The organism is Neglectibacter sp. X4 (assembly GCF_009917365.1).
Classification (GTDB): Bacteria; Bacillota; Clostridia; order Oscillospirales; family Acutalibacteraceae; genus Acutalibacter.
On the sequence record NZ_QWLE01000034.1, the window covers coordinates 1 to 25,069 of the forward strand.

24 protein-coding genes are annotated in these 25,069 nt (G+C 56.9%); 19 read left to right on the top strand and 5 right to left on the bottom strand.

Annotation, left to right across the window (positions count from 1 at the left end; genetic code table 11):
• Positions 1-113 precede the first annotated feature (113 nt).
• Positions 114-692: a hypothetical protein gene (locus D1841_RS11580; RefSeq protein WP_160642389.1), complete on the top strand. Its 579-nt coding sequence runs from the start codon at positions 114-116 to the stop codon at positions 690-692.
• Between the two features lie 10 nt (positions 693-702).
• Positions 703-915 (top strand): helix-turn-helix transcriptional regulator, encoded by a 213-nt coding sequence (locus D1841_RS11585; RefSeq protein WP_160642390.1) that lies wholly within the window; start codon positions 703-705, stop codon positions 913-915.
• 119 nt (positions 916-1,034) lie between these two features.
• Here the strand turns inward: D1841_RS11585 and D1841_RS11590 are convergent, their stop codons facing one another.
• Together D1841_RS11590 and D1841_RS11595 are read right to left on the bottom strand one after the other, a co-directional pair.
• Positions 1,035-2,579, bottom strand: a complete 1,545-nt coding sequence (locus D1841_RS11590) for an ATP-binding cassette domain-containing protein (RefSeq protein ID WP_160642391.1) — start codon at positions 2,577-2,579, stop codon at positions 1,035-1,037.
• A 367-nt stretch (positions 2,580-2,946) separates the two neighbouring features.
• The gene (locus D1841_RS11595; RefSeq protein ID WP_160642392.1) at positions 2,947-3,282 is read right to left on the bottom strand and encodes a helix-turn-helix transcriptional regulator; all 336 of its coding nucleotides are present in this window, start codon (positions 3,280-3,282) and stop codon (positions 2,947-2,949) included.
• Positions 3,283-3,433: 151 nt separating this feature from the next.
• Between D1841_RS11595 and D1841_RS11600 the strand changes: the two genes are divergently transcribed.
• Positions 3,434-4,051 (top strand): methyltransferase domain-containing protein, encoded by a 618-nt coding sequence (locus D1841_RS11600; RefSeq protein ID WP_160642393.1) that lies wholly within the window; start codon positions 3,434-3,436, stop codon positions 4,049-4,051.
• 76 nt (positions 4,052-4,127) lie between these two features.
• Here D1841_RS11600 and D1841_RS19620 read toward each other — a convergent pair whose 3' ends face one another.
• Both D1841_RS19620 and D1841_RS11610 read right to left on the bottom strand, forming a co-directional pair.
• Positions 4,128-4,952: a late competence development ComFB family protein gene (locus tag D1841_RS19620; RefSeq protein ID WP_160642394.1), complete on the bottom strand. Its 825-nt coding sequence runs from the start codon at positions 4,950-4,952 to the stop codon at positions 4,128-4,130.
• Positions 4,953-5,075: 123 nt separating this feature from the next.
• Positions 5,076-5,855 (bottom strand): ParA family protein, encoded by a 780-nt coding sequence (locus D1841_RS11610; RefSeq protein WP_160642395.1) that lies wholly within the window; start codon positions 5,853-5,855, stop codon positions 5,076-5,078.
• 269 nt (positions 5,856-6,124) lie between these two features.
• Between D1841_RS11610 and fliD the strand changes: the two genes are divergently transcribed.
• The 3 genes from fliD to D1841_RS11625 all read left to right on the top strand — a co-directional run bounded on the left by fliD (position 6,125) and on the right by D1841_RS11625 (position 10,104).
• Complete coding sequence (fliD, locus tag D1841_RS11615; RefSeq protein WP_160642396.1) at positions 6,125-8,932, top strand: flagellar filament capping protein FliD; 2,808 nt, start codon at positions 6,125-6,127, stop codon at positions 8,930-8,932.
• Positions 8,933-9,252: 320 nt separating this feature from the next.
• On the top strand, positions 9,253-9,657 hold the full coding sequence (fliS, locus tag D1841_RS11620) for a flagellar export chaperone FliS (protein ID WP_160642397.1): 405 nt from the start codon (positions 9,253-9,255) through the stop codon (positions 9,655-9,657).
• A gap of 42 nt (positions 9,658-9,699) precedes the next feature.
• Positions 9,700-10,104 (top strand): hypothetical protein, encoded by a 405-nt coding sequence (locus tag D1841_RS11625; protein WP_160642398.1) that lies wholly within the window; start codon positions 9,700-9,702, stop codon positions 10,102-10,104.
• Positions 10,105-10,206: 102 nt separating this feature from the next.
• Here the strand turns inward: D1841_RS11625 and D1841_RS11630 are convergent, their stop codons facing one another.
• On the bottom strand, positions 10,207-11,112 hold the full coding sequence (locus tag D1841_RS11630; RefSeq protein WP_160642399.1) for a C39 family peptidase: 906 nt from the start codon (positions 11,110-11,112) through the stop codon (positions 10,207-10,209).
• Positions 11,113-11,348: 236 nt separating this feature from the next.
• Between D1841_RS11630 and D1841_RS11635 the strand changes: the two genes are divergently transcribed.
• From D1841_RS11635 to D1841_RS11695, 13 genes are all read left to right on the top strand, one after another.
• Positions 11,349-12,053, top strand: a complete 705-nt coding sequence (locus D1841_RS11635) for a cell division ATP-binding protein FtsE (protein ID WP_160642400.1) — start codon at positions 11,349-11,351, stop codon at positions 12,051-12,053.
• A 132-nt stretch (positions 12,054-12,185) separates the two neighbouring features.
• Entirely contained in the window at positions 12,186-13,970 is a 1,785-nt protein-coding gene (locus D1841_RS11640; protein WP_160642401.1) for a methyl-accepting chemotaxis protein, read from the top strand.
• A gap of 125 nt (positions 13,971-14,095) precedes the next feature.
• The gene (locus D1841_RS11645) at positions 14,096-16,219 is read left to right on the top strand and encodes a cell division FtsA domain-containing protein (RefSeq protein WP_160642402.1); all 2,124 of its coding nucleotides are present in this window, start codon (positions 14,096-14,098) and stop codon (positions 16,217-16,219) included.
• A gap of 46 nt (positions 16,220-16,265) precedes the next feature.
• A complete protein-coding gene (locus D1841_RS11650) occupies positions 16,266-16,682 on the top strand; it encodes a hypothetical protein (protein ID WP_160642403.1) in 417 nt (138 codons plus the stop codon).
• 393 nt (positions 16,683-17,075) lie between these two features.
• Positions 17,076-17,468 carry a flagellar basal body rod protein FlgB gene (locus tag D1841_RS11655; RefSeq protein WP_160642405.1) on the top strand — a complete coding sequence of 131 codons (393 nt, stop codon included), beginning with the start codon at positions 17,076-17,078 and terminating at the stop codon, positions 17,466-17,468.
• A gap of 18 nt (positions 17,469-17,486) precedes the next feature.
• A complete protein-coding gene (gene flgC / locus D1841_RS11660) occupies positions 17,487-17,945 on the top strand; it encodes a flagellar basal body rod protein FlgC (RefSeq protein ID WP_160642406.1) in 459 nt (152 codons plus the stop codon).
• A gap of 56 nt (positions 17,946-18,001) precedes the next feature.
• A complete protein-coding gene (locus D1841_RS11665) occupies positions 18,002-18,304 on the top strand; it encodes a flagellar hook-basal body complex protein FliE (RefSeq protein ID WP_160642407.1) in 303 nt (100 codons plus the stop codon).
• 52 nt (positions 18,305-18,356) lie between these two features.
• On the top strand, positions 18,357-20,006 hold the full coding sequence (gene fliF / locus D1841_RS11670; protein ID WP_160642408.1) for a flagellar basal-body MS-ring/collar protein FliF: 1,650 nt from the start codon (positions 18,357-18,359) through the stop codon (positions 20,004-20,006).
• A gap of 166 nt (positions 20,007-20,172) precedes the next feature.
• Positions 20,173-21,165 carry a flagellar motor switch protein FliG gene (gene fliG, locus D1841_RS11675; protein WP_160642456.1) on the top strand — a complete coding sequence of 331 codons (993 nt, stop codon included), beginning with the start codon at positions 20,173-20,175 and terminating at the stop codon, positions 21,163-21,165.
• Positions 21,158-21,997 (top strand): FliH/SctL family protein, encoded by an 840-nt coding sequence (locus D1841_RS11680; protein WP_160642409.1) that lies wholly within the window; start codon positions 21,158-21,160, stop codon positions 21,995-21,997. The genes fliG and D1841_RS11680 overlap by 8 nt, the downstream gene beginning before the upstream one ends.
• 3 nt (positions 21,998-22,000) lie before the next feature.
• A complete protein-coding gene (fliI, locus tag D1841_RS11685) occupies positions 22,001-23,302 on the top strand; it encodes a flagellar protein export ATPase FliI (RefSeq protein ID WP_160642410.1) in 1,302 nt (433 codons plus the stop codon).
• Between the two features lie 14 nt (positions 23,303-23,316).
• A complete protein-coding gene (gene fliJ / locus D1841_RS11690) occupies positions 23,317-23,763 on the top strand; it encodes a flagellar export protein FliJ (RefSeq protein ID WP_160642411.1) in 447 nt (148 codons plus the stop codon).
• A gap of 183 nt (positions 23,764-23,946) precedes the next feature.
• The gene (locus tag D1841_RS11695; RefSeq protein WP_160642412.1) at positions 23,947-25,065 is read left to right on the top strand and encodes a flagellar hook-length control protein FliK; all 1,119 of its coding nucleotides are present in this window, start codon (positions 23,947-23,949) and stop codon (positions 25,063-25,065) included.
• Positions 25,066-25,069 lie beyond the last annotated feature (4 nt).

Consider the following 25,069-nt stretch of genomic DNA (forward strand, 5'->3'; position numbering starts at 1 on the left):
TTTTTCCCATTTGTCAAGCCTTTTTTATGCTTTTTTCTTATTTTGCTCTTTTATACCTTTAACTTAATGACATTGGTATACTAGTGGCATAATCCATTTGGGAGGTGCCCTGTATGACATTCTTTGACACACATGAAAAAAGGGTTACGAAAATCGCCGCCATCCTTTCCAAGATATTGGAAATCGCCTACTTTGCCGCCATGATATGCGTAGTGGTAATGCTGGTGCTGGTGCTGGTGGACCCCGCGCTGCCGGGCCGGCTTGGGCCTTTGGAGGAGCTTTCCTCCCGGGGCTTCTCCATTATCATTGCCGACAGCCAGGGGAAACTGTTGCCCGGCGCGCTGCCTGTGTTCTTTATCGAAGCGGCCCTGTCATTAGGCCTGATGTCTATGGTGTTCCGCAATGTAAACCTCATTTTGCGCACCTCCCAGGGGCAGACCAAGTTTTCAAAAGGGGCCACGCCCTTCCAGAAGGACAATGTGCGGATGCTGCGGGAAATCGGCCTGTTCTTTATAGGGATCACAGTGGTGCAGATAGCGCTTTGCGGCATAGCCGTCCTGGTGCTGGGGCCGGAAAACGCGGAGGTCAGCGCGGGGGCCAGCGATCTCATCACAGGCATCCTCATGCTGTGCCTGTCAGAGTGCTTTGCAGCGGGGGCCAGGATGCAGCAGGACGTGGACGGCCTGGTGTAAAGGAGGGCGTATGGGGAAAATCGTGCTGAGCCTGGACAGACTGATGGCAGAGCGAAAGGTGTCGCTGAACCAGTTGGCAGAGCAGGTGGGCATCACCAACGTAAACCTGTCGAAAATCAAGAACAACCACGTCACCGCCCTGCGGTTCTCCACCCTGGCAGCCCTGTGCGAGGCGCTGGACTGCCAGCCGGGGGATATCCTCTCCTACAGCCAGGAGGAGTAAAGGAATATAGGTAACGCGGTTCAAAAGCGCGTTTACTATATAACTAAATAACTAATAATATAGAAAAGGGATCGCGCACAGCAGCGCGATCCCTTTTCTGCCTCCACAGCTTCCCGGCGCTACAGGCTTTCCCTGCCATATTCCGAAAGCCCCTGCCCTGCCAGCTCCAAAACCCGCCCGCAGGATTCCCGGATATACTTCCTGTCGTGGGAAATGCTGATAACAGCCCCGGGAAAATCCCCCAGCAGGCCCCGGATCACCGGGCCGGAAAGGGGGCTGAAATTCCGGGTAGGCTCATCCAGCACCAGCACGTTTGCCCCGTCCAGGATCATCTTGAGGAAGAAAAGCTTGGCCCTCTGCCCCCCGGAAAGCTCGCCCACCGGATGCGCGAATTCCTCCGGGGTATATTTCATGCTGCCCAGATAGGTTTTAATCCGGGTGTGCTCTTCCTTTTCCCCGGTTTTTGCCAGAAACTCCACCGGGGTCTGGGCTGGGTTCAGCAGTTCATTATAGTCCTGGGGCATGTAGGCAGCCTTTATGTCCTCCCGCCCCAGCAGTTCCCGGGCGATTTCCCGCAGCAGGGTGGTTTTCCCGGCGCCGTTTTTCCCGATAATGCAGATGTGCTCCGGCCCCCGGACAAACAGGCGCAGGTTTTCCGCCAGCACCCGGCCCCCGGCCTCCAGCCGGGGCAGGGAGAAGTCCAGGACGGTTTTCCCGGCAGGCAGGCTGATGTCCTCTCCAAAGCCCGCCAGAATGGCCTCCTCTGTGTCGGGCAGCTCGGTCATGTCCTCCCTCTCCCGCTCATAACGCTTTTCCAGGGATTTTACGGCTTTCATCTTCTTTTTCAGCAGCCGCCCGCTATGGGGATCCTGCCGGGAAACGGCGTTCTGTTGGTGCTCCACCTTCTGGTAAAGCTGGCGGAAACGCTCCTGCTGCTTTTTCTCCTCCTGCCGTTCCTTCCTGGCAAGCTGCTCCTGCTTCTGGAAGCAGTGAAGCCGCTCGCTTACATACTGGGCATACCCCATGCGGGCCACAGTATGCCGGGGCAGGGTTTTGCGCCGAAGCTGCTCCATGTGGAGCACCACGTTGGCTGTGGCCTCCAGCAGGGTTTCGTCGTGGGAAATATACACCACCGGCTGGGGGCAGTCCCGGATAAATTCCTCCAGCCAGCGCAGGGTGTCCAGATCCAAATCATTGGAAGGCTCATCCAGCAGGTAGCAGTCCGGCCTTTCCAGGGAGAGCAGGGCCATGCGCAGCTTCACCTTCTCCCCGCCGGAAAGGGTGCCCATAAGCTGATCGCTGTAAAAGGTTTCCGCCGGGATCCCCAGCTTTGCCCCCAGGGAGGCCAGCTCTTTGGGGCTTGCCTCTGAAAAGCCCCCGCTTTCCAGGCACTTTTCATAGATGGTTTTCCCCTTGTCCGCCTCCGGCAGCTCCTGGCTGAGGTATCCCATCAGCATCCCGTCCTTCTGAATGCGCCCTTCCCATTGGGCATAGCCCTCCGCCAGGCTTTCGTCATAGAGAAGCTTCAGCAGGGTGGATTTCCCGTTCCCTTCCTCGCCCACCACAGCCACCTTGTCTCCAGGCCGCAGGGTAAAGGTCAGGCCCTCCACCAGGGTGCGCAGATCTTTTTTCATGGTTATTTTCAGGTTTTGTATTTGCAGCATAGGGCAGTCCCTCCTTTTTTCGCACAAAAAGGCCCGTCTCCAGCATTGCCGGAAACAGGCCGCATACGCAAAAAGACAGAGACGCCCCCAGACAGGGTTTCTCCCTTTCACAGTCAAAAAAGAATGCGTATAAGACCCAGCCGGCAACAAAAACAGGCCCGGGGAAAGCAATGCCTTCCTCCCAGACGTTTTATCACCTTTTTCATGGCCTTATACTAACATTCTTTCACTCCCAACTATTCAAAACTGACGCTATTATACCCACCCGCCGCTGTTTTGTCAAGCCTTTGCCTATAGAAAAGTTGAAAAGGCCTCGTTTAAGAAGCTGTACCGATAGGATTGGTGCAGGAGCCTATTGGTACAGCTTCTAAAGTTCCTGCTCCCGGGCCATGTCCAGCAGCCCCTGCATATAGGCGGATACAAGTTCAACCTGTCTTTTCGTCAGCTTGGAGAGCCGGGCGATTAACTGGGACATGCTGCTGTCCTCGCAGGCCTGGGTGGGATTGCGCACGTCCGACAGGCCCATAATATAGTCAATGCTGGCATTAAACAGGGTGGACATTCTGGAAAGCTGCAAAAAGCTGGGATAATGCTTCTGGTTTTCATAGGCGCTCACAGTTTCCTGGGATACCTCCAGTTCAATGCTCAGCCTCACCTGGGTCATGCGCAGCTCTTCCCGCAATTGCCGGATACGATTCTGCATGGGATCACCTCACCAAAAGGATACAGGTTATACTTGTATTTTTCAGAGTTTTATGCTATACTCTGTACCAGTTTAACCTGTACTCCCCCTTGCGGTTTTGTCGCCGCAGGCAGTGCGGGCCATATTTCAGTAAAGCGGAAGGTGATTTTGTTTGCGGGATTTATTGGTAAAGTGCAAGCGGTATGGAAAGTTTTTGTGCCAGTTTGCGGTGGAAAAAATGCGGGGGCTGGATTTCACCCTGCCCGCCGCCAGCGAGGAAATTCAAAACTCCAGGGAATACAACGGCTACTGCAAAACCCCGGAGAAGCATATGGCGCTGATACTGCAAAGCCTGCGCGTCCCTTATGCCGAAAGCAGTTTTTTAGATATCGGCTGCGGCAAAGGCGCGGTTTTGCGGGAGGCAAGCAAAGTGCCGTTCCGCCGGGTGGCAGGCATTGAGCTGGACGGGGAGCTGACGGAAATCGCCCGGCGCAATATGAAAAAGCTGGGTCTGGAACGGGTGGAGTGCATCCAGGGCAATGCGGTAACCTTTGAGCGCTATGGGGAATTCAATGTGTTTTTCCTGTTCAATCCCTTCTCCAGCGCGGTGCTGTCGCAGGTTCTTGAAAAAATCCTGCAAACCCTGGAGGATTCCCCCCGGGAAATCTATATCATTTACCACCATCCCGTACACCACCATCTGCTGGATGTGCCGGGCCTGCACCGGGAGAGCGTCTTATATGACCGCCTGAAAAATTACGAAACATATATTTATACCAACAGAACATAAAACGAAGCCCGTTTCAGCAGGGCATATAAAAACCGCAGGCCGTTTAGGCCTGCGGTTTTTTGCGGCATAAAAGTATTTAGTGCCTGGGATTATCCAGCACCTTTTTGCACGCCCACATGATCTGGGCGATGACGGCGGTGTTATAGCGCCCTTCATACACAGTCAGCATGGGGGTGGCCTCGTTTTCCCGCACCACCACATATTTTGCGGGAAGGCTGGTGAGGGTGAGGGCCACCACGTCCACCCGGCAGCGGGGGCAGGTACACAGGCCGAACATTTTCATGTATTTGTCAACCTTTTCCTCCACCAGCTCCTGCATAACGTTCAGGCAGGTAATAGGCCGATCCTCCTCCGGCACTTCTTCTTTCGCTTCCGCCGCCGGCGCGGGTTCCGGCTCCGGGACAGCTTCAGGCTCCGGCGCGGGTTCCGGCTCCATCTCTGCAACTGGTTCCGGCTCCGGCTCTGGCGCAGGCATGGGGGCGGGTTCCTGGGCCTGCTCTAAAACAGGCTCCGGTTCCGGTTCTGGCTCCGGAACAGGCTCGGGCTGAGGCTCCGGCTCGGGGGCGGGGGCGGGGGCCTCCTCCAGGGGCGTGGCGTCTACCGTGGCTTCCGGTTCTACCGCAGGGGCAAAGTCCTGCATGGGGATAAAATCCTCCTCGGGCAGGGCTTCCGCAGGGGCTTCCCCCAGCTCGGCGGCTAAATCCTCCTCCAGTGCGTCCCGGATGGTGGCGGCGACAGTTTCATTGTCTGCAAGCTGGGGGGGGGCGGGAGGCGCGGCAGGAGGGGTGCGTCCGGCAGCCCCTTCCTCCTGGGTGTGGTCTGTTTCGGTGAGCAGGTTGAGCACATGGGCGGTTTTGCTGCTTTTGCCGCCCCTTCCAGATTTTCCGGTAGCTTTTGGCATGGTGTCACGTTCCTTTCTTTCAAAAATGGCGGATCATGAAATGGGAAAAGATTCCCCTATGATTACATTTCATATAATATATGGTATGCCTGCCCTCCAGCGGGGCCGTCCGGCGCCGGCGGCTCACCGCCGGGGGGGCCAGGGTCGGGGGTTGCCCATCAGCTCGTCCAGCAGGTTCTGGAAGTCCAAGGCGGGGTTGGAGTTGGGCGCATAGCTTAAAACGCTTTCGCCATGGGCCGGGGCCTCCGCCACAGTGACGCTGGTGCGGATTTTCGTCTCAAACACCTTGGTGTCCAGGCGGCGGGCAATTTCCGCGGAAAGCTCCAGCACCTCCCGGTTCAGGGTCAGGCGCATGTTATACTTGTTCAGCAGGATGCCCAGCACCCGCAGGTTCGGGTTATAGTATTTGCGCACCGTGTTGATGGTATCCAGAATCTGGGAGATGCCCAAAAGGCTTAAAATTTCCGGGGCCATCGGGATAATAAGGGCGTCGGAAGCCACATAGGCATTTACGGTGAGGACATTCAGGGCCGGGGGCGTGTCGATAATAATGTGGTCATAGAGGTGGGCAATTTTTTGCAGCTCGTTTTTCAGCATATACTCCCGCCCCGGGGAATTGAATTCCAGCTCGGCAGTGGAGAGCAGGATGTTGGAAGGCAGGATATCCCCCAAATCCGTGGGCACAATGGCCTGTTCCACAGAGGCGGTGCCCTTAAACACATCGTATACGGTGGTGCTGTTTTCAATGTCCAGCCCGGCGGAAAAGCCCAAGCTGCCCTGGGGGTCAAGATCCACCCCCAGCACCCGGCGGCCCCGCATGTGCAGGGCGTTAATGAGGGAGAGGGAGGTGGTGGTCTTGCCCACGCCGCCCTTCTGGTTGGTTACGGTAATAAATTTCTCCATAGGAATCGCCATGCGATACAGGATGCGCGCAAAAGCTAAGAAAACGCCGTCCTTTGCGCCCGGTATCGTTCCTTTCTTTAATATTAAAACCTCTATGTCAAAGCAAAATTTGCTGAAAGCCCTTATCTTTCTATTTGTATTGTCGATATAAATAGGGAAAGAGTTAAGTGTCTCTGCGGCTTTTTTTACATTTGCCGCCCGCTGGGCGCGTTTATTTGAAAGGCCGCTTTCTTCCAAAGCTATTATATCATAAAAGGAGTTGAGAATCAATGGCGTCTATCAGCAGTTTAACTGGCAGCAGCTCCACCAGCAGCATATATGGCAACAGGAATGTTATCAGCGGCCTGGCCAGCGGCATGGATACGGAGGCCATGATCGAGAACAGTATCGCGGGGTATAAGAACAAAATCTATGCTCTGCAAAGGCAGCAGATAAAAACCGAATGGAAGCAGGACGCCTACCGCAGCATCATCAGCAAGATGGTTGGCCTCACCCAGAAGTACACCTCCTACACCTCGGGCACAAACCTGTTCAGCAACAGCTTCTTCAACCGGGCGGTCATCACCAAGGCCAATGGCAAGTATGCCGACAAGGTGTCCGCCACAGGCAAAAGCTCCAATGATGTGCAGATCAGCAGCATCAAGCAGTTGGCCCAGGCCGCCAAATATACGAAGAGCGCCGATTCCCTCATCGAAAAGGCCTCCCGGGCGGAGATGATGGACTGGTCCCAGCCTGTAAAGGAGAGCACCATTGCGGGCAGCATGAACCTGGTATACGGCAGCAACAACCTGACCATCCGCTTCGGCGAAGACGATATTTTTGAAAGCCAGCAGGATCTGGTTGACAATATCAACAAACAGCTTTCCGAGCAGACCATCAAAACCAGCGGCGGCGCCGGCAAAGCCTCCGAATACCTGGAAGCCAAGCTCAACGATGACGGGCGCATTGTCCTCCAGCAGAAGGAAGGCAAGGATAACAAGTTCTATATTGACAGCGCCAGCGACAGCATTATAGACAACCTGCTGGGCGGCAAGGGCCAAATCGGCGAGGATACATCCGGCAGGGTGAAGGTTTTCGGCGCCAGCAAGCCACAGGACTGGGCAGAAGATGTCAGCATGGTGGATCACCTGAAAGAGCGCTCCATCAGCTTCACCCTCAACGGCTCCACCAAAAGCGTCGGCTTCGGTTTCCTGGGGGATTACGAGGCTAAGGCCCGCTTTAAAGAACTGGATGAAGACACAAGCCTGACAGAAGGCGAGAAAAGCAAAAAGAAGACGGAATACATAGCCGACAGGCTGCAAAAGGAAGTAGACAAAGCTTTCGGCAAAGACAAAATCAGCATTGGCGTGGACGAGGTGCTGGGTGACGGCGGCCAGGTTTCCGGCGGCAAGCTGAACATCCAGGCTGTCAAAAAGCTGGACGGCAGCGGCAATGACATGAATAACTTTACCCTCACCGTCAATTCCTCTGCGGGCCGGGCTTTGGGCCTTGGCAAAAACGGCATTGGCAACACCCTGAACACAAGTTGGACCCTGGGGGACCTGTTCGGCGAAGAGAACGAAATGTTCAAGCAGACGGACAAGGACGGGAATGTAAACTATAACGGCGAGCAGGAGCTTATCATCAACGGCAAGTCCCTGGGCAAGTTTAACAAGGATACCACCATCGAGCACATCCTCACCAGCATCAACAGCAATGCGGACGCAGGCGTAACGGTGAACTTCTCCAAGTCCACCAACGAGTTTGTGTTCACCACCCGGGAGATGGGCGCGAACCAGAAAATTGAGATGGGCGACGGCTTGGCCCAGAAGCTGTTTAGCCCCGAACCTGAGAAGCTTTATACAGGCGATATGAATCTATGGGAGGCTTGGGGCATCTCGTATACTAATGACGACAGCCTTAATTTCAGCTTCGATACTCACCACATTCTGATGCCGAACTGTGGACTTAGTGCAGATACCACGTTGCAAGATATTGTGGATTTATATAATAATTCCAATGAAGGTGCTAACGGGAAGACCGCTTCTATAAATCCGTACTCAGGCGAAATTGAGATTGTGGACCGAGATGGAAATAAGCTGGATTTTGAATTGCTGACTTACATGAAAGGTTATGCTTATGAGGAGGACAAAGAGGATGATTTCCCTCCTATAAAAATTGAAACCACAAAAAAGCCCCTTGCTGTTTACACCCCTGGGCAGGACGCAGTCTTTACCGCCAACATCAACGGCACCGAAAAGACCATGACCCGCTCCTCCAATGTCATCGACCTGGACGGACTCAGCGTCACCCTGAAGGGCACCTTTGAGCAGGAAGCTGGCGAAAACGAGCCTATCACCTTCACCAGCACCACGGATTCCGACACCATCGTGGACGCCATCAAGTCCTTTGTCAACGATTATAACGAGATGGCAAAGGAAATCCACAGCGCTTACTCCACCCTGCCTTATAAGAAGTCCAGCGGCGGCTTTGCCAATTACGAGCCTTTGGTAGGCGATGAAGCCGATGAATACAGCGAGAGCGAACTGAAAAAATACGAGGAAAAGGCCAAGCAGGGCATCCTCTTTGGAGATTCAGATCTCAGAAGCCTGTATCAGAGCCTTACCGGCTACATCCAGGGCAGCGGCGTAGACGGGGCCATCCTGCGCTCTATCGGCATTGAAACCGCCTATGAGGACGGCATGACCACCATCAGCCTTAACGAGACAAAGCTGCGGGAGGCCCTGGAAGCCAACCCCGACAGGGTGCGGGACGCTTTCACCAAAACTACGGAAAACGGCGCCTCTACCAACGGCCTGATGCAGAACCTGAAAACCACCATAGACAGGTATGCCAGCACCTCCATCGCCACTCCCGGCTCCTTGGTGCAGAAAGCGGGCACGCCCCTTTCCTCCTATTCTTTGCAGAATAACTTCCTGCAAACCCAGATCGACAACCTGGACACCCAGATTGAAAAGTGGAAGGATAAGATGAGCGACCGTATCGACTACTACACCAACCAGTTCACCCGGCTGGAGCAGCTTATTAACCAGATGAATTCCCAAAGCTCCGCGCTGGCGGGGCTGATGGGCGGCTGATACGGGGAGTGTCCAAAGCGAGTCTTTTAAAGAATGAAGAAACATAAAAGTTTCGTCCACCTTTTCAAAGTGTGGGCAAACGCAAATGCTTTGCATTAGCGTTGCTCCGGGGTATTTAGGGGCAAAGCCCCTAAACCGCCGGAGGCATAAAACGTGCTGTCTGGACACTCCCGCTGATGCGGCCCGGCTGGACAGGGAAGATAAAATCCTTTTAAAACGGCGCGGCAGCGTGAAGAATACGGAAGAAAGGAAAGATACCGGGCATAAAGCGCCGCTTTTTCAGGGCCTTTTGTGCGAATCCTGTATCGCGTGGCGATTATATGGAACACAACGGTTTCCAGCAGTATAAGGAACAGTCTGTCAACACCATGACCCAAGGCGAGCTGCTCCTGCTGCTGTATGACGAGCTGGTAAAGCATCTGGTACGTTGCGAGCTGGCCCTGAAGCAGGAGAATTTCGAGCTGCTGGAGGCTTCGGCAGATAAGGGCATGGACATCATCCAGTATCTGGACGACACCCTTGACAGGCAGTACCCCATCGCAGGGGATCTCCACCGGCTCTATGATTACTTCAGCTATCAGTTGGGCCGGGTGAAAATCGGGCGGAACAAGGATGTGCTGGAGGAGATAAAGCCCATGATACTGGAGCTGCGGGAAAGCTTCCGCACAGCGGATAAGAACTGCGCCGAGCAGGCGCAGCCCCAGCCCCAGCAGCAGGAAAGTTAACAGGAAAGGGAGGGCAGGGCCTCTGCGGCCCTGGCATCCGGTATGGACGAAGCAACCCTGAAGCAATTGCTTTTGCAAGCCAGAAAGCAGTATATCAAGCTGCTGGAATTTTTCGACCTGACCCAGCAGTTGGGTCAGGCAGTAGACAGGAAGGACGAAGTGTCTGTGCAGATGCTCCTGCATATGCGGGAGGATCCGGTAAAGGACTTGAAAGAGCTGGAAGCCCAAATCCACAGCGGGGTTTTGAAGCTGCCGGAGGAGGACGCCATCCGCGCCCACCAGCTTTTAACCGGCAGCCCCCCCGAAGAGGAAGGGGAGACAGCCCTGTGCGGCCAGATAGCCCAGAACCGCAGGCTGCTGGAACGCGCCCAGGAACTGGACAGGCGCATCAGCCTGCGCATAGACGGCAGGCATTCTTTCTACAGCAAGTTCAGGACAAGCAAGTAAATAAGCAGGCAAAATGCCGTCAGGAAAAAAATCCAGACGGCATACTTTGCTGAAAACAGATAGAAACCATGAAAGGCGGTTTTTCCAGGGCGCTGCCTCCCCTTAAAGCTGGGGCGGCGGGGCGGAAATCTGCCAGAGCCACAGGCCCCGGCCGTCGCTTGCGGAGATTTCGTCCAGCAGAAGCTGGGGATCCCAGGAAGCAAGGCTGTTCTCCCTGCTGTTGGGATCCGCCACCAGGATCTCCCCGGAGAGGGTGGCCCCCCGCAGGATGATGAAGTGCCCGCTCTGGGTAAAGTGCCCAGGCCCCATCAGGGCCACCATCATGTCCCCCTGCAGCAGGGTGTTGATAATCATAGAAGGGGTGCATTCCGTCAGGCGGGTGCAGCCCAGGCCGAAAGCCAGGGAGGCGTCGGGGATAAGGGAGTGGCGGGAGCCGCTCTGGGGCGCCCAATAGCCGTTGTCCGCAGCCCAGGCCGCCATCTGCCCTGGATCCATGGAGGTGGAAGTCATGGAGGAAATGACCATGGACATGGCCACCGGGCCGCAGCCATAAGGCCCAATTGGATCTTTTCCAAAAGGCATACTTGACCAAGGGGCCTCTTGTTGATTATAATACACACAGGGGATTATGCCGCCGGTAAGGATCTCCCGCTCATCCTTCTTGTCAAACTGGGTAATAACGGGATCCGCGGGAACGGGCTTTTCCAGGTGGGGCACCAAGGGTTCTTCCACTACCTGGGGCAAGGCAAACTCCAGAGGGAAGGGCGCGGCGCTTGCCTCGGCGCACTGGCGCAGCAGGGCTTTTGTCCGCAGGCTTACAGCAAGCTGGTGGAAATATGCCCCGGTCGATTCAGCCGCCTGCACCACCGGGCGCACAATGGGCTGGGTGATGCGGTCAAACTGAGCGGGAGCGAAATGCCAGCAGAACAGCAGCTCCATGCCGGCCACGCACAAAGCGGCCAGCAGGAACCAGGGCCATATACGCTTTTTCTTCAGATTCGGCCTCATGCGGTTCCCTCCAGTGCAGCAGTTTCTTCCGTATTATGAGGTAAAGTATAACACACGGCCGCTGTTTTTGTAAAGCGGCCTGCCCGGCAGGGGCATGTCCATCCCGCAGATATTGCGGCGGCAGGCTGCATGTGCAGCCCCCGCCAGGTTTGGGCTGGAGGCCCAGCGGCGCAGCGCGGATGCGCAATGGGACATTCCTCCCCGGACAGGGAAGGGGGCGAAGGAGCAGACAGATTATGCCAACCATCCGTTTGGAGCACGCTTCAAAAATATTCAAGGGCCACCGCCATAAGTTTGAAACCCTGCGGGACGTCAACCTGACTGTGGAGCAGGGGGAGTTCGTGTTTATCGTGGGCAGCCGCGGGGCGGGCAGCACCACCCTGCTGGACATGATAGCAGGGGATCTGCCGCCGGATGACGGGGTGGTGTACCTGGATCATTTTAATTTGGATAAGCTGAACCGCAGGCAGCAGAAAAAGCTGCCCTATATCTTCGGCAGGGTGCCCCAGGAATCCGCCCTGGTGCGTTCCGCCACAGTCTATGACAACATGTGCTCCATGAAAAAGATGGAGCGCCTGCGCACCCGCCTGGTTGACGAGCCTCGGATGAAAAAGGCCCTGGGGCTGGTGGGCATGGCGGGATGCGAATACCGCTACCCCTTGGAAATGTCCATCTCCCAATGCAAACGGGTGGAGCTTGCCAAGGCCATCTTCAACAGCCCCCCCATTCTGCTGCTGGATAAAATCACAGACAAAATGGACGACGACAGCATTTGGGACATCTTCATGCTCTTAAATGAGCTGAACAGGCGGGGCACCACAGTTATCATGTCCACCCACGCTAAACAGTTTGTAAACTTCATGCGCAGGCGGGTAGTAACCCTGGTGGACGGCCGGGTGGTAGGGGACGTGCAGAAGGGCCGGTTCGGGGATATTGTATAAGCGGGATGGGAAAATACGGGGATGCGGCACAGCCGGGGTTTCCATAAACAAGGCGCGCCTTCCAAAGCAGCCCCGATTTTATATAAAATCAAAGCACATGCAAGTACACAAATTTGAAGGAGGAACTTTATCATGCTCAAGAACATGAAGGTCAAAGCGAGCCTGATACTGGGGTGGGGAGTCACGCTGCTGGTATCTGTGGTGATTATCGTCGCCACATTGATCATTATGAACCAGCAGACCGGGACGTATCAGGAAATCATTGACAGCAACATCCGGGCCAGCAGCCTCATTTACCAGGCCCGTATGAACACAAACATCGGCGCCCGCCACCTGCGGGACATCGCGCTCTCCCCGGAGGGCAGCGACAACGCTTCCAAGGAAACCCGCATTAACGAAGCTTTGACAACGCTGTCTGAGGAGCTTAAGGAACTCAAGGAGATCTATCCCCTGGAAGACACCACCAAGCTGGATGAGTACCTGAACAGCGTGGCAAGCTGGGGCGAGTCTGTACCCGGCATCATGGAAACCTTGGAGACCGATAAGGAAGAGGGCGTCCGCATGATCCTGGAGGAGTGCTCCCCCCTGATCAACGCCACAGCGGAAACCTCCCAGTCTGTTACCACAGCCTTGAACGACGCGGAGTCTTCAATCCTTGCCCGCCAGGAAATGGTAGTCATGTGGTCTATCATTATCATCATCGCTGTGCTGGTCATTTCCGCCGTCTTCGTGTTCATGATGGAAATCAGCATTATCCGCGGCATCACCAAGCCTGTTGAGGAAGTCCGCACCGCGCTGGTAGGCTTCAGCGAAGGCAAGCTGGATATCCCTGTAAACTACGAAAGCGAAAACGAGCTGGGCGATATGTGCAAGGCCCTGCGCACCAGCCAGCATGTACTTACCTCTGTTATCGGTGACGAAAGCCGCTTGCTGGAGGAAATGGCTGAAGGCAACTTTGATGTGCGCACCCAGGCGGAAGACATGTACGTGGGCGCCCTGTCCTCTGTGCTCACTTCAGTGCGCGGCATTAACAAGAGCCTGAGCAACACCCTGCAGCAGATCCAGTCTTCCTCCGATCAGGTTTCTTCCGGCGCCGAGCAGGTCAGCAACAGCGCCCAGGCCCTGGCCCAGGGCGCAACCCAGCAGGCCAGCGCTGTGGAAGAGCTGTCCGCCACTGTTACCGAAATTGCCCAGGGCGCTGAGGAGAGCGTGGGCCTGGCCAGGGATTCCAGATCCATGTCCAACGACGCCAACTCCCAGATCACTGTGTGCAACGATCATATGCGCGGCATGGTCACCGCCATGGAGGAGATCAAGACCGCGGCCGAAGAGGTGCGGGAGATTATCGACACCATCTCCAACATCGCTTTCCAGACCAACATCCTGGCCCTGAACGCCGCCGTGGAGGCTGCCCGGGCAGGTTCCGCCGGCAAGGGCTTCGCGGTTGTGGCTGACGAGGTCCGGCAGCTTGCTTCCAAGTCCGACGAGGCTTCCAAGGCCACCAAGGCCCGCATCGAAAACGCCATCACCGCCGTCCAGAAGGGCAGCACCTATGTGGCAGACGTGTCCGAGGCCCTGGAAAAGACTGTGGAGCTGGTAAACTCTGCCGTTTCCAAGATGGGCGACGTGGCAGACGCCAGCCAGCAGCAGGCTGAGTCCATTGAGCAGATCCGCGAAGGCATCGACCAGATCTCCGCTGTTGTGCAGAACAACTCCGCCACCAGCGAGCAGAGCGCCGCTGCCAGCGAGGAGCTGTCCAGCCAGGCCCAGCTCATGAAGCAGTTAATGGCGAAATTCACCCTGCGCAGCTATGCTGGCAGTGAAAGCGTGTCCGCCCCTGCTCCCGCTCCCCGGGAAATCAGCAGCGCCGACAGCAGCTCCTACAGCTCCAGCAGCTATTATGACGACAAGTATTAAGCCCTAAAAAGGAACATACTATAGCGTGAACGCAAGCAAAGCCGGACGGCCTTCTGGGGCTTGCCCGGCTTTGCCAAACAAAAGGGCCGAAAAGGCCGGAGAAGTTACCGAGGAAGGTGAAAGCCATGCAGGGGAAGCAGGACGCGGGACAAATTTTTGCACTGGACATTGGCACCCGCAGCATTATCGGCATTGTGGGCCAGGAGGAAAAAGGCCGCTTCCATGTGGCTGCCATTGAAAAAGAGGAACATGGGCGGCGGGCCATGCTGGACGGGCAGATTGTAGAAATACAGCAGGTGGCAGAGGTGGCGAAGGCTGTGGTCAGGCGCTTGGAAGCCAAAACCCAAACCCAGCTTAAACGGGTGTGCGTGGCGGCAGCGGGCCGAGCCTTGCGCTCCCAGGGGGCGGGGTTCTGCCTGGAGTTCCCAGAGCTGCGGATAGCCGACGCGGATCTGCTGGGCCAGTTGGAAGCTGGGGCTGTTTCCGCGGCGGAAAGCGAGCTGGCTGCCCGGAACGAGACAGGGGACAGGTATTATATGGTGGGATACACCGCCCGCCAGTACACCCTGGACGGCTACCCCCTGGGAAACCTTTTAGGCCACCGGGGCCGGAAGTTTGAGGTAGAGGTAGTGGCAACCTTCCTGCCCTGCGGGGTGGTGGAAAGCCTGTATGCCGTGGTGTCCCGGCTGGGGTTGGAAGTGTCCTCCCTGACACTGGAGCCGATCGCCTCCCTGAACGCGGCAATCCCGGAGGACATCCGCCTTTTGAACCTGGTGCTGGCGGACATCGGCGCGGGCACCTCCGATCTGGCAGTGTGCCGGGAGGGCAGCGTGGTGGGCTACACCATGGCGACCGTGGCAGGGGATGAGGTGACGGAAGCCCTGATGAAGGGCCTTCTGGTAGACTTCAAAACCGCCGAGCGCCTGAAGCTTGCCATAGGCGCCAAGGAGCCTCAGCCCTATTCCGACATCCTGGGCATGAAGCACGAGGCGGATCCCCAGGATCTGCGGGAGCTTGCCCGCCCCGCCGCCCAGCGGCTTGCCAAAGAGATCGCCCAGAAAGCAGTGGAAATCAATGGGGGCACCCCCTCGGCTGTGTTCCTGGCAGGAGGCGGCAGCAAGCTGCAGGGCCTGGCCCAGATGGTGGCAGAGGAGCTGGAGATGAGCGAGGGCCGGGTGGCCCTGGCAGGCAGGCACTTTGAGGCCAGCGCCTATTCCGAGGAGTACGATCTGGAAGACCCGGAGTTTGCCACGCCCCTGGGCATCGCGGTATCCGCCGCCCTGGGCATGATAAACGACAGCTATATGATCACCCTGAACGGCGGCCCGGCAAAGCTTTTCCGAAGCGGGATGCTCACCTTGCGGGACGTGCTTTTGATGAACGGCTACCATTACGCCGACATGATGGGCCGCACCGGGGCCAACCTTACCGTAACGCTGAACGGGGAGCGCAGGTTCTTCCGGGGAGGCCCCGGCGCGCCTGCCCGGATGATCCGCAACGGGGAAGAGGCCACGCTCTCGGATGTGGTGCAGGCCGGGGATCGCATTGAGTTCACCCCGGCTGTGGCAGGGGCCGCTGCGGCCTGTACTTTAGGGGAGCTTCTGGGCGGAGGCGTTTCCGGAGCCATGGTCAATGGCAAAGGGGAAGGCCCAGGCTATGTCCTGCGCCAGGGGGACGTGGTGGAAGCCCTTGTGCAGGATGTCCCGCAGGCTCCGCCAGAACCTCCCGCCCCAGCGCCTAAGCCAGTTTTGCCGGCAGAAACCCCGGCGCCCCCGGCCCGTAAGCCAGTTCTGTCAGCGGAGAACTTAGCAGCCCCAGTCCGCAAGCCAGTTTTGCCAGCGGAGGACTTGGCCCCCCCGGCCCGCAAGCCAGTTCTGCCAGCGGAGAACCTGGCATCCCCAGTTCCAGCGGCTCTGCCCAAAGAGGAGGAATCGCCTGCCCTGCCGAAAAAGCGGGAGCGCCCCCTGCCTCCGGCGGAACCGCCCAAGCGGGAAGAGCTGGCGGGGCAGATGGAGTTCGGGGGCGGCAGCCCTGGGGTGTTGCAAATCCAGATGAACGGCGGAATGCTCCGCCTGCCTCCCAAGCCCCAGGGCGGGGAGTATTACCTCATGGACGTGCTGCAATATGCCGGGCTGGATTTTGACAATCTGGAAAAGCCAGTGGAGCTGCTGGTAAATGGGGAGGCCGGGCAGTTCACCCAGGTGCTCAAGCCCCTGGATGACGTAGTCATACAGTATCAGGAGGGCTAAAGCAGGGATGCCCTGCAAAAGCCCAGGCAGAAAGGGGGGATCGGATTTGAGACGAATTTGCACACTGCTGGCAGGGTGCCTGCTGCTGCTTACCCTGGCGGCCTGCGGCGGCGGGGAAGGGACTTCCTCCCTGGGCACGCTGGCGGAAAGCGCTTTAAGCCAGTTGGAGTCTGCCCAAAGCGAGCTGGAAGTGATGACAGTGGAGGAAACCGTAGAGAGCTTCAAGCACCTTTCGCCCCAGGTTTTAGGGCTGAAAGGGGACAGCCTGTCCACATATGAAATCTACCACGAACAGGCCAGCGTCCCGGTGGATGGGATTCCCTGCCTGGAAATCAGCGTGTACGGGGAAAGCGAGTCAGCCCACACCAACGTGGTGCTGGGAACATACCTGTATGCCAGGGATGGCACAGCGCTGTACGAGCTGGATGTGGAGACAGACACCCTCACCCGGCTGGAGCTTTAGAAGCCATACCAATCGGTACAGCTTCTCAAAACTGCACAAAAAAGCCGCGGGGAACCGCGGTATTTTTTGTGTACGAACAGCCTGAAAGTCCTTGTAATATGCTCCAAAGATCCAAAGGGTGAATATGAAATTTTTAGATATTTTACAGAGAAATTCAAAAGCGCGTGCAGGCAGAACGCCGTTCCCATCCCGGTTTTGGCAGGAAATAGCAGGGGTTGGGCCTGCTTTTCGCGAAAGCAGAGGGCGGGGCAGCAGTAAATATTGGCTCTTGCAATTGGAAAAGCTTCATGCTATAATTTATGTTGTCAAAAAAGGCAGGCGAAACCGCCAAAGAATTATATGAATTTTGTTAGTTTATAATAAAAAACACATAAACAGCAAGGAGGGCCTGTTGTGATCAGTCTGACCAATAACAGTATGCGCATGATGGAGCGTTCCATGGACTTCCTGTGGACAAAACAGGCGGCCATTCTGGATAATATATCCAATGCGGAAACACCTAATTATAAAGTGAAAACCGTTACCTTTGAAGAGTCCTTCCAGCAGGCCATAGAGGCTGCCGACCGGGACCGCCAGGGCAGCGGCGTCCAGCCTGCCATGCGCAAGGCTATTGAAAGCGTAAGCTGGGACGTTATGGAGCCGGAAGAAGTGGTGCGCATGGATGACAATGGCGTGAACGTCACCGAGCAGAGCATGGAGGCAGTGCGCAACGCCTACCAGCTCCAGTATGTATACCAGAGCATTTCCAGCGACATAAACGCACTGCGCACCGCTATTAACGGCTAACGGGAGGGTACATAGCATATGGCTTTTTTAGGTTCCATGAATATAGTAGGCTCCGGCCTTACGGCCCAGCAGCTCCGCTTAGATGTAATTTCCGAAAATATTACAAATCTGAACACCACCCGCACCGAAGAGGGCGACGGGCCGTACCGGCGGAAAATTGTGGTGTTTGAGGCGGAAAGCGGGCGCAACGATTTCCGCATGGCAATGGCAAGCGCCATGGGTGCTTCAAACCGAGGCTCCGAGCGGGCCGGGGGCGTGAAAGTGGTGGAAATCGCGGAAGATCCTTCCCCCTTCTCCATTTCCTATGATCCCACCCATCCCGACGCGGACGAGGAAGGGTATCTGGAAATGCCCAACATCACCCTTGTCAAGGAGATAACCGACGCCATGGCCGCCACCCAGGCGTATTCGGCAAACGTAACGGCGTTTAACACCCTGAAGGCCGTAGTGGCCCGGGGCATGGATATCGGGCGGTAATAAAGCCGCCGGCTTTTTTGCGCGTTTTTACACATAGGAAAGAGGGTAAAAAAACCATGAACCATATTTCGCAAATCTCCCCGCTGTGGAGCACCATGCCCCTGACCAAGGTGGAGGAAAAAGAGAACGCCGCCCCTGGGGCTGCCTTTGCCGATATTTTCGGTTCGGCTGTGGAGGCTGTGCGCCAGTCAGACGAGGAAAAGAGCCACGCCCAGTACCTGCTGGCAACAGGCCAGCTGGATAACCCCGCGGAATTGCAGATAGCCGCCAGCAAGTATGAGATGTCCGTAAGCCTGATGGTGCAGTTGCGCAACAAGGGCTTGGAAGCTTATAACGAGCTGATGCGCATCAGCCTGTAATGATTCCTCTTGCTTGGGGAAAAGCGGTTGGGACTGAGTGGAGGTAGTGCCCGTGGGAGAGAAAGCAAAAGATGTCGTGTCTAAAACAAAAGGCTTCCTGGGGAAGCTGGGGAAAAAGCTGTGGATTATCATTGCCGCTGCAGTGGCGGTGGTGGCGGGTATCATTATATTCGTCTCTGTCCAAGGCTCTAAAAACCCCTATGAGGTGCTGTTTACAGGGCTTGTCAGTGAAGACATGCAGTCGGTAACAACGTACCTTGCCAGCGCCGGCGTAACCGATTACCAGATACAGGGAAGCGACACCGTGCTGGTGCGGAAGGAGCAGGAGCCGCAGCTTAAGGCCCAGCTTCTGATGGAGGGGTATCCCAAGTCCGGCTTTGGGTATGAAACATATCTGAAAAACGTAGGTTCCCTTTCCACAGAGTCGGACAGGCGCACCATGTATATATATGAGCTGCAGGATAGGCTGGGAGCCACCATCCGCTGCCTGGAGGGTGTGCAGGACGCAAGGGTGAACATTTCCGTCGGGGAAGACAGGCGCTATGTGCTGGGCCAGGACGATGTCCTCATGGCCAGCGCCGGCGTCACCGTCACCATGAAGGACGGGGAAGAGCTTGGCAAGAAGGAAGCCAACGCCATCCGCTCCCTGGTAAGCCGCAGCGTCCAGGGCCTGGAAATGGAAAAAATAACCATTATAGATACCCAGGGCAATACATATGACGGCACCGAGGTAGACAGCGAAAGCACCGATATGGAGCTGCAATACGCCATTGAGGAGCATGTCAACAATAAAATCCGCAAAAGCGTGCTGGCTGTGCTCACCCCCATGTTCGGGGAGGGGAACGTTTCCGTAGGCGTGAACACCACTGTGGAAATGAGCACCAGGTTTGTGGAGAGCACAGAATACGACCTGCCTGACTGGGCCAACGACGGCAGCACCAACGGTGAAGGCATTGTGGGCCAAAAGGTATGGCAGGGAAAAATCGTCCGGGGGGACGATGCCGCCGGCGGCACGGTAGGCACCACCACCAACGCCGACCTGCCCACCTATGTGGAGCGCGCCCCTGTCACAGGCAACGAGGATGAGCTGGAAGCCAGCGGGGAGAAGATATATAAGGTAGACGAAACCCACACCCAGCAGGAAATCCTGGCAGGCACGGTTTCCGATGTGATGGTGTCCGTCACCATTAACAGCGACGTGCCCAATGTAGCCGACGCCGACGCCCTTTTAAACCACGTGGGCCGGGCTTCTGGCATCAGCGCCGACATGCAGGCCGAGAAAATATCCATTATCAGCCATCCCTTCTATGCACCGGAGGACGATCCGGACACCAAGGCCACCGACGGCCCGGTAAGCATTATCAGCGGCATACCGGATTGGGTGCTGTACGCCCTGGCCGCAGGCCTGCTACTGTTCATGATCCTGTTCTTCCTGCTGCTCGTCATGCGCCGCAAGAAGAACCAGGCTGTGCTGGAGGAAGCGCCTGTCATGTCCATTATGCCTGAGGTAATTGCCCCGGCGGCAGAGCCGGAGCAGGAGCCGGAAGGGGCAGACATTATGGAAGTTCATGCGGAACGGAGCATGGAGCTGCGCCGCGGCGTGCGGGAGTTTGCAGAGCAGAATCCTGAGATAGCGGCTCAGATGGTCAAGACCTGGCTGAAGGGAGATGAGGAGAGCAATGCCGGCGAAAGTGAAACGTGAGAAGCGGGAAAAGCGCGAAAAGAAGAAAAAACGCAAAAAAGGCGAGCCTGATATAGAAGAACTGGCGCTGGCGGAAGCCCCTGCGGCTGAAATGGAAGCAGCCGCCCCTCCGCCGCCTGTCATAAACCTGGAAACAGGCAGGCCTATTTCCCCCATTGTGGCAGGCATGAGCGGCGCCCAGAAGGCGGCCGCGGTCATCGTGGCACTGGGCGTGGATAAGGCTTCCGCAATATACCAGTATATGGATCCAGAGGATATAGAGCTGCTCACCTTAGAGGTGGCAAAGCTGGGCTTCTTGGACTCAGACGCCACAGAGGACGTGCTCACAGAGTTCTACCAGATGTGCATGACCAACAAGGCCGTCACCGAAGGCGGGTTGGAATATGCCCGTACCGTGCTGGAGAAGGCCTTTGGGGAGCAGTCGGCTTCCAGCCTGCTGGATAAGGTGACAAAGTCCCTGAAGAACAGGGAGTTCGCCTTCATGAACAAGGCCGGGGAAAAGGATCTGTTCACAGCCCTGCAGCACGAGCGCCCCCAGACCATTGCCCTGGTGCTCTCCTACATAGAGCCAGACAAGGCGGCAGGCGTGGTGGCGCAGCTCGATCCCCGCACCCAGCTCAAGGTGGTGCAGCGCATTGCCCAGATGGACAGCGCCTCCCCCTCTGCCATTAAAATTATCGAAACCGAGATGTCCAACAAGTTTGCCAGCATCTTCAGCGCCAGCCATGTACAGGTGGGCGGCATAGACTTTGTGGCAGACGTGATGAACCATTTGGACCGTTCCAGCGAGAAAGGCATTTTCGACGGCCTGGTGGAGCGGGACGCGGTTCTCGCGGACGAAATCCGCAAGCGGATGTTCGTGTTCGACGATATCATCACCATGGACGACCGTTCTGTGCAGCGCTTCCTGCGGGACTGCGATCCCCGGGATCTGGTGCTGTCCCTCAAGGCGGCCAATTCCGAGGTGGCAAACAAGCTCTTTACCAATATGTCCTCCCGTATGGCAGAGTCCATCCGGGACGATCTGGAAATCACCACCAATGTGCGCATGAAGGATGTGGACGAGGCACAGCAGCGCATTGTCGGCATCATCCGCACGCTGGAGGAACGCAACGAGATTATTATCCTGAAGGGCGGAAAGGACGATATCATTGCCTAATATCCTGAAGCGCTTTACCAATGTCACCGCCAATAAATATGTGTTCCCCAACGCGGCGGATCTCCCTGTCCTCGGCGAGGAGCAGGCCGCGCCCCCGGCAGAAGAGCTGGAGGAGGGGATGTCCCAGGAGGAGGCTATACAGGAAGAGCCAACGCCGGAAGAGCCGGAACCTGCCAGCCAGTCCCCTGTGGACTTTGCCCAGGTGCAGGCGGAAGCCATTTTGGCAGACGCACGCCGGGAAGCGGAGCGCTTTATGGAGCAGGCAAGGGAAGAGTCCGCCCTGGAGCTGGAGGATATGCGGCGGCAGGCGGCCTCCGAAGGCTTCCAGCAGGGAATGCAGGAAGGGCTTCTGGCCGGCAGGCTGGAGGCGCAGCAGCAGCTTGAAAAGGACGCGGCACAGCAGGCGGCAGATGTAAAGGCTTTCCTGCAGGCCGCCCAGGTGGAAAAAGAACTGTTGCTGGAAAAAAGCAAGGAAGATTTAAAGGAACTGGCTCTGGCCATTGCGGAAAAAGTCATCCGGGTAAGCCTCCGCAGCTCCAGCGATATCCTCATCCGCATGATAGAGGCCGCAACGGCGAAAAAGCGCCGCTGCGAGTGGGTGCAGATCTATATAGCAGACTGCGACGCCAGGACAAACGCCCAAACCATCCCAGAGCTGACAGAGGCCATGCGCCACCTGTCCGACCGGGTGCGGGTTATCCCCATGGCGGACGACGAGTCCGGCACCTGCATCATTGAAATGCCAGACGAGATTATTGACGCCAGCGTTTCCACCCAGCTTGACAACCTGCGCGGGGTGCTGGATAACGGAGAAAGGGACCCAGGGAGATAGCCCATGTTTCAGGATACCATCCGCCGGGTGCAGCAGGCTGAAACCATCGGCCACACCGGCAAAATTGAGAATATCGTGGGCATGTCCATTGAGGCCTCCGGCAGCCGCGCGGCTGTAGGGGACATCTGCCGTATTTACAGCGGCGAGTCCGGGGGGCAGATTCCCGCGGAGGTGGTGGGGTTCAAAAATGACCGCATCCTCCTGATGCCCTACAGCGAGATGACCGGAATCTCCTCCGGGAATTTTGTGCGCAACACCGGGCACCAGCTCCGTATGCGGGTAGGCCCTTTCCTCAAGGGCCGCATTATCAACGCCCTGGGCCAGCCCATAGATGACATGGGTGCCTTTGAGGGCGGCGATTCCTACTGCATCGGCAGTTCCTACATAAACCCCCTGTCCCGCCCTCCCATCCGGGAGCGCATGGAGTTCGGGGTCAAGGCCATCGACGGCCTCCTTACCATCGGCAAGGGCCAGCGCATGGGTATCTTTGCCGGCTCCGGCGTAGGCAAAAGCACGCTCTTAGGCATGATAGCCAAAAACGTAAAAGCAGATATCAACGTTATCGCCCTGGTGGGCGAACGCGGGCGGGAAGTATTGGAATTTGTGCAGAAAGACCTGGGGGAGGAGGGCATGGCCCGCTCTGTGCTGGTGGTGGCCACCTCCGACCAGCCCGCCATGCTGCGGATGAAGTGCCCTTCCGTAGCCACAGGCATTGCCGAGTATTTCCGGGATCAGGGCTATGACGTGCTCCTGATGATGGATTCCCTCACCCGTTTCGCCATGGCCCAGCGGGAAATCGGTCTGGCAATTGGGGAGCCGCCAGTGGCCAGAGGCTACACCCCTTCCATCTATGCAGAGCTGCCCAAGCTTTTGGAGCGCAGCGGAAACTTCAAGCGGGGATCCATCACCGCCATCTACACGGTGCTGGTGGAAGGCGACGACACCAACGAACCGATTGCCGATACAGTGCGCGGCATCCTGGACGGGCACATTGTGCTGTCCCGGCAGCTTGCGGCCCAGAACCACTATCCCGCCATCGACATCGGGGCCAGCATTTCCCGTCTGATGGTGGAAATCGTGGACACAGAGCACCAGCGGCTGGCCTCCCGGCTGCGGGATATTTTAAGCATATATAACCAGAACGCAGACCTTGTCTCTATAGGCGCCTATAAAGCGGGCACCAACCAGAAGCTGGACTTTGCCCTGACCAAGATTGACGAGATAAACGGCTTCCTCATGCAGGGCACCAAAGAGGTTTTCAATTACGAACAGTGCCTGGCGGAGTTACATAAAATATTACAGTAAAGGGGTGATGGGCCATGAAGAAGTTTAAATTCCAGTTGGATACTGTCCTGCGCTATAAAGGGCAGGTGCTGGACACCCGACTCCAAGAGCATGGGCAGGTGCTGGCACAGGTACACCGGCAGGAGGACGTGCTGGAGGAGGCCCAGGAGAATCTGTGGGATTATCTGGAGGAATACCGGGAAAAGCAGGCCGCCGGCATGACGGTTGTTGACGCCATGAAGTACCAGATGGGCATTGAAGTGCTGGAAAGAGCTGTGCAGCGGGAAGAGGAAAAGCTCCGGCGGCTGCGGCAGTTGGAAGAAGAAAAACGGGCGCGGGTGGTGGAGGCCAAACAGGAAACCTCCACTTTGGAGCGGCTCAAAGAGATAAAGCAAGGGGAGTATAACAGCGCCTTAGCCAAAGAGGAGGAAAAGCTGATAGATGATTTGGTCAGCGCAAGGCGGGCGGCGCAGCATGTGTAAAGACTGTGCAACTTTTTTTGTAAAAACTGATGACAGCCAGAAAAAGATAGTGTATAATAAAGTGTGGCTTGTCGGTGTTTCCCGAAAAACACCGGTTTGACGGTTTTTCTGAAACAGGCGTATAAGGCTGGGGAGGCCCAGCGTACACATAGATAGCACGGATACAGAAAGGAGGTGGACAAAATGCAGGTGAATTCTTTCTTCCAGGGAATGCTGAACATCGGCGCTCCCGGCAGCCAGGGAACATCCCAGGGCGCTTCTTCCGAGGAAATCGCCAAGCAGTTTGAAGACATGCTGACAGAGCATGCCCAGCAGAACAAGCAGGAGAAGCCCGCCGTAAAAAAGGACGGGGAAACAGCGGAGAAGCAGCCCCAGCAGCCCCAGGACGGGAAACAGGAAGCTGTCCCGGAGGAGGGCCAGGAGGTAGCTGCGGGCTTGGTAATGTCCCAGCCGGTGGTGCTTTTTGACGTGATCCCCGCGGAAAACGGCCAGCAGATCCCGGCCGGAGTCGATCCCCTGGCAGGCGTGCAGGAGCAGGCCCCCATACTCCAGGAGCAGGCGCTTCCGGAAGCCGTGCAGGAGCAGGCCGCTGCGCCGCAGCGGCCGGAGGTGGAAATCCCCCAGGAGCAGCCTGTACTGCAAGAGGCTGAACAGCCAGTCGCCCCAGTGGAGCCCCAGCCCGAAACCCCTGAAACAGAGGTGGAGGCAAGGCCCCAGGAGCAGCCAAAGCTTCAGGTGGAAAGCGAAACCACCCCTGTGGCGGATCAGGCTCAGGATGCTGACACAGACGTGCAGGAAATCTGGTATGACGGCGCCCGCCCCGTGTTCCAGCGGGAGACGGCAGCCCCTGTAAAGGTAGGGGAGAACTACGAGCCTGTGGCCCCGGAGGAGGCAGACGCCCCCCAGCAGCTTATGAACAGGCTGGGCCAGATGCTGGAGCAGGGCGACACCCATGTGGAAATCAACCTGGCCCCGGCAAACCTGGGTAAAATGACGATTTCCATCACCCGCACCCAGGAAGGCGCCCTTCATGTGGTGCTGGGCGCGGTAAGCCAGAAGGCCACAGATCTTCTGCAGCAGAACAGCGGGAGCCTTCAAAGCCTGCTGGCAGCAGGGAACCAGGGCGAAGTGCGCATTGAGGTGCAGCAGCAGGATCCCCAGGAGCAGCTCAACCAGTTCCTGAACCCCGACGAGCAGAACAGGCAGCAGCAGAACCAGCAGCAGAAGCCCCAGAAGCAGGCGGCCTCCGAAGACTTTATCCAGCAGCTCCGTTTAGGGCTGGTTGATAAAGAGGAGGAGTAAGCAA

Bases quoted from the DNA above. Each gene is read 5' to 3' on its own strand.
- D1841_RS11580 (WP_160642389.1), top strand. From the start codon at position 114: ATGACATTCTTTGACACACATGAAAAAAGGGTTACGAAAATCGCCGCC.
- D1841_RS11585 (WP_160642390.1), top strand. From the start codon at position 703: ATGGGGAAAATCGTGCTGAGCCTGGACAGACTGATGGCAGAGCGAAAG.
- D1841_RS11590 (WP_160642391.1), bottom strand. From the start codon at position 2,579: ATGCTGCAAATACAAAACCTGAAAATAACCATGAAAAAAGATCTGCGC.
- D1841_RS11595 (WP_160642392.1), bottom strand. From the start codon at position 3,282: ATGCAGAATCGTATCCGGCAATTGCGGGAAGAGCTGCGCATGACCCAG.
- D1841_RS19620 (WP_160642394.1), bottom strand. From the start codon at position 4,952: ATGCCAAAAGCTACCGGAAAATCTGGAAGGGGCGGCAAAAGCAGCAAA.
- D1841_RS11610 (WP_160642395.1), bottom strand. From the start codon at position 5,855: ATGGAGAAATTTATTACCGTAACCAACCAGAAGGGCGGCGTGGGCAAG.
- fliD (WP_160642396.1), top strand. From the start codon at position 6,125: ATGGCGTCTATCAGCAGTTTAACTGGCAGCAGCTCCACCAGCAGCATA.
- fliS (WP_160642397.1), top strand. From the start codon at position 9,253: ATGGAACACAACGGTTTCCAGCAGTATAAGGAACAGTCTGTCAACACC.
- D1841_RS11625 (WP_160642398.1), top strand. From the start codon at position 9,700: ATGGACGAAGCAACCCTGAAGCAATTGCTTTTGCAAGCCAGAAAGCAG.
- D1841_RS11630 (WP_160642399.1), bottom strand. From the start codon at position 11,112: ATGAGGCCGAATCTGAAGAAAAAGCGTATATGGCCCTGGTTCCTGCTG.
- D1841_RS11635 (WP_160642400.1), top strand. From the start codon at position 11,349: ATGCCAACCATCCGTTTGGAGCACGCTTCAAAAATATTCAAGGGCCAC.
- D1841_RS11640 (WP_160642401.1), top strand. From the start codon at position 12,186: ATGCTCAAGAACATGAAGGTCAAAGCGAGCCTGATACTGGGGTGGGGA.
- D1841_RS11645 (WP_160642402.1), top strand. From the start codon at position 14,096: ATGCAGGGGAAGCAGGACGCGGGACAAATTTTTGCACTGGACATTGGC.
- flgC (WP_160642406.1), top strand. From the start codon at position 17,487: ATGGCTTTTTTAGGTTCCATGAATATAGTAGGCTCCGGCCTTACGGCC.
- D1841_RS11665 (WP_160642407.1), top strand. From the start codon at position 18,002: ATGAACCATATTTCGCAAATCTCCCCGCTGTGGAGCACCATGCCCCTG.
- fliG (WP_160642456.1), top strand. From the start codon at position 20,173: ATGAGCGGCGCCCAGAAGGCGGCCGCGGTCATCGTGGCACTGGGCGTG.
- fliI (WP_160642410.1), top strand. From the start codon at position 22,001: ATGTTTCAGGATACCATCCGCCGGGTGCAGCAGGCTGAAACCATCGGC.
- fliJ (WP_160642411.1), top strand. From the start codon at position 23,317: ATGAAGAAGTTTAAATTCCAGTTGGATACTGTCCTGCGCTATAAAGGG.
- D1841_RS11695 (WP_160642412.1), top strand. From the start codon at position 23,947: ATGCAGGTGAATTCTTTCTTCCAGGGAATGCTGAACATCGGCGCTCCC.